General features: G+C 49.0%; 3 protein-coding genes. 1 reads left to right on the forward strand and 2 read right to left on the reverse strand.

Annotation, left to right across the window (positions count from 1 at the left end; genetic code table 11):
- Both B3180_RS06240 and B3180_RS06245 read right to left on the reverse strand, forming a co-directional pair.
- Nucleotides 1-1078: ABC transporter permease (locus tag B3180_RS06240; RefSeq protein ID WP_286843568.1), on the reverse strand; the 1078-nt coding region annotated here is incomplete at its 3' end.
- Nucleotides 1068-1748: an ABC transporter ATP-binding protein gene (locus B3180_RS06245; RefSeq protein WP_054488463.1), complete on the reverse strand. Its 681-nt coding sequence runs from the start codon at nt 1746-1748 to the stop codon at nt 1068-1070. The genes B3180_RS06240 and B3180_RS06245, both read right to left, overlap by 11 nt.
- A 3-nt stretch (nt 1749-1751) precedes the next feature.
- Here B3180_RS06245 and B3180_RS06250 point away from each other — a divergent pair, with 3 nt between their 5' ends.
- A complete protein-coding gene (locus B3180_RS06250; RefSeq protein WP_054488465.1) occupies nt 1752-2369 on the forward strand; it encodes an arylesterase in 618 nt (205 codons plus the stop codon).
- Nucleotides 2370-2474 lie beyond the last annotated feature (105 nt).

A 2474-nucleotide genomic window follows, 5' to 3' on the forward strand; every position in this document is an offset into this window, starting at 1 on the left:
TGATAACACCGGTCGCTCCGGCTAATGCGTAGGGCTGCCATCCGGCTTGAGGTAAGGTCGCATCCAGTTTCTGTGCCACCCATTCAATAACCACATATTGAATGGCCCAGCCAAGCGCCATACCCACCGCCACACTGGCAGCTGTAAGCAATAACAGGTGAAGTAAAAAGATACGTCGTATCTGCTGGCGACTGGCCCCTAAGGTTTTGAATATGGCAACCACATCGTAATTTCTCTGACAATAGCGCTGCGCTGCTACTGCCACCGCTGTTGCAGCCAGTACCACACCGAGCAGGCTGGCCAGCATCATAAAACGCTCAGCACGATTCAAAGAACGCGACAACGGACTGTCACCATCTTCTATACTGCGCCAGCTATGCGTGTCGTCATTCAGGCGTGGTAGCAACCAGTCTTCATAGGCAGTAATGTCGCTGTTGTCACCCGCCATTAACACATTAAAACGCACTCGGCTGCCGGGCTGGATCAAGCCCGTTTCTTCCAGTTGTGAGTGGCGAATAATAACGTTTGGACTATCAGTAAATACTGAAAAACCAACGTCCGGCTCATAGGTAACAACTTTCGTTACTTTAAAGCTGCTGTTGCCAACCTCAATGTCATCGCCGATATCTAACTGCAGCGCCTGAAATAACTGAGAAGCGACCCAGGCCTCACCTTCTGCAGGCAAACCTTCGGCCACATAACCTTGCCCAAAAGGTTCATCAGCAATTTCCAGCTGACCTCGTAACGGGTAGCCATCGCTTACCGCCTTAATATCCACCAGGGTCATGTTCTCATCAGCAAACGCCATTGAGTTGAACACAACTTTCCAGGAGGTTTTCAAATTCATTTGCCCGGCTTGCTCTAACCACTCTTGCGGTATATCTCTCCGCGAGCTCAATACTCTGTCGGCAGCAAGAAACTCACTACTACGCTCAGTTAATCCAGCCTGTAATCGATCGCTGAAAATGGACAGTGACAACACGGCAGTGACTGACAAAATAATTGCCAGCGCCATAATTGTCAGCTCACCTCGTTTCAGCTCATGCTTCAGCAAACGAAACGAAATTTTATGCCACATCCTGAGCTGCCTCCGATAACTGCCCTGCATCCATTTGCAACACGCGCTGACAGCGCTTTGCAAGCCGTTGATCATGAGTTACCACAATCAGCGTGGTGCCATAATCCTTGTTTAAATCAAATAACAGCTCTTCGACTTTTCCACCGGTTTTCGCATCGAGGTTACCCGTTGGTTCATCGGCAAAAAGAATCTTCGGTTGTCCGACAAAGGCTCTGGCAATAGCTACTCGCTGCTGCTCGCCACCAGATAATTGATTTGGATAGTGATGCCAGCGATCTTCCAGCCCAACCTTCGCCAGTAATTCTCTGGCTTCTTTCTCTGCGCCTTTATGTCCGGCCAGCTCTGCCGGGAGCATAACGTTCTCTAAGGCACTTAAACTAGGTACCAGCAGGAACGACTGAAAAATGAATCCGACTTTGTCAGCACGAACTTTTGCGCGCTGCTCCTCATCCAATTCGCTTAATTTTTCGTTCTCTATAAGAACCTCTCCGGAGGATGCGAGGTCTAAACCCGCCAGTAGTGACAATAGCGTCGACTTACCGGAACCCGAAGCGCCGACAATGGCTACGGTGTCACCGGCATTGATACTGACGTTAATTGGCTGCAGAATCTGTAATGGACCCTCAGAGGTGTCTACGGTTTTTTCCAGTTGTTGAGCTTGAATGAGCATAAGATGAAAAACTTCCTTTTGAAAACGTGTTTATTTTTAGCGCTGTTGTTGGTTATACGCAGCGTTTCCGCAAATGTCTCACTTGTTGTTTTAGGTGACAGCTTAAGCGCCGGTTATGGGCTTTCTCAGGAACAAACCTGGGTTGCCGAGTTAGATCGTCGCTGGGAGAGCTCTCATCCCGATATAAACATCATTAACGCCAGTATTAGTGGCGAGACCACTCGTGGTGGTTTGCGCCGCTTAGAAGGCGTTTTAGAGCGTCACAAGCCCGACGCTTTATTTATCGAGCTAGGCGGTAATGATGGCCTTCGTGGGTTCGACCTAAACACAGTTCGCTCGAATTTAAAACAAATCATCGACCAGGCGCAGAAACAAGGCGTTAAAGTCGGCTTAAGTCAGGTTATGGTACCACCTAACTATGGCCAACGTTTTGCAGAACAGTTCCGCCAAGTATTTGAAGAGGTTGCAAAAGAAGAAAATGTAACGCTGATACCATTTTTCATGGAAGAGATAGCCACCAATGCCGATTACGTGCAGGACGATGGTATTCATCCCACCGCTGAAGCCCAGCCAAAGATAGCTGATTTTCTGGAGCCTTATTTGCTGGAGTTGGCGAAGTAGTGAAAGCCAGAAACAAAAAAACCGCCTGCGGGCGGTTGATTTAAGTGGCGTCCCCTAGGGGATTTGAACCCCTGTTACCGCCGTGAAAGGGCGGTGTCCTAGGCC

The sequence above is a fragment of the Idiomarina sp. UBA4206 genome (genome assembly GCF_002383015.1).
GTDB classification, from domain to species: domain Bacteria; phylum Pseudomonadota; class Gammaproteobacteria; order Enterobacterales; family Alteromonadaceae; genus Idiomarina; species Idiomarina abyssalis.

Excerpts from the sequence above, each read along its gene's own strand:
- B3180_RS06245 (WP_054488463.1), bottom strand. The coding sequence starts at position 1,748 with ATGCTCATTCAAGCTCAACAACTGGAAAAAACCGTAGACACCTCTGAG.
- B3180_RS06250 (WP_054488465.1), top strand. The coding sequence starts at position 1,752 with ATGAAAAACTTCCTTTTGAAAACGTGTTTATTTTTAGCGCTGTTGTTG.